Source organism: Paenibacillus sp. P46E, assembly GCF_001909095.1.
GTDB lineage: Bacteria > Bacillota > Bacilli > Paenibacillales > Paenibacillaceae > Paenibacillus_AQ > Paenibacillus_AQ helianthi.
This window is the reverse complement of the sequence record NZ_LVYZ01000021.1, coordinates 1-681: the sequence shown is the minus strand read 5'-3', so window position 1 is coordinate 681 and position 681 is coordinate 1. Positions and strand designations below refer to the sequence as shown.

Genomic DNA, 681 nt, shown 5'->3' with positions numbered 1-681 from the left:
GGTTCTATTTCACTCCCCTTCCGGGGTGCTTTTCACCTTTCCCTCACGGTACTGTTTCACTATCGGTCGCCAGGTAGTATTTAGCCTTAGCAGATGGTCCTGCTGGATTCATACGGGGTTTCACGTGCCCCGCACTACTCGGGATCCGTCTCGGAGAGAACACAGTTTAGGTTACAGGGCTTTTACCTCTATCGCGGGCCTTTCCAGACCTCTTCACCTACCATATTCCTTTGTAACTCCATGTGAGACGTCCCACAACCCCAAGAGGCAAGCCCCTTGGTTTAGGCTGTTCCGCGTTCGCTCGCCGCTACTGACGGAATCACTATTGTTTTCTCTTCCTCAGGGTACTTAGATGTTTCAGTTCCCCTGGTCTGCCTCTACATACCCTATGTATTCAGGTATGAGTAACTGCGAATTACCACAGCTGGGTTTCCCCATTCGGACACCCCCGGATCAAAGCTTGCTTACAGCTCCCCGAGGCAGTTTCGTTGTTCGCCACGTCCTTCGTCGGCTCCTGGCGCCTAGGCATCCTCCGTGTGCTCTTATTAGCTTAACCATTGCGTTTTCCCAAAAGGGAAATCGCTAGCATCGCTATAATATAAACTTGTTTACACAAGTTCAGCTTAAAGGAATGTTCTAAAACGCATTTTCGTTTCGGTATCCAGTTTTCAAGGATCAAGG

At 49.8% G+C, this 681-nt stretch carries 1 rRNA gene; it reads right to left on the bottom strand.

What is annotated here, in order from left to right:
- Positions 1-556, bottom strand: a 23S ribosomal RNA gene (locus tag A3849_RS04385); the annotation flags it as partial.
- Positions 557-681 lie beyond the last annotated feature (125 nt).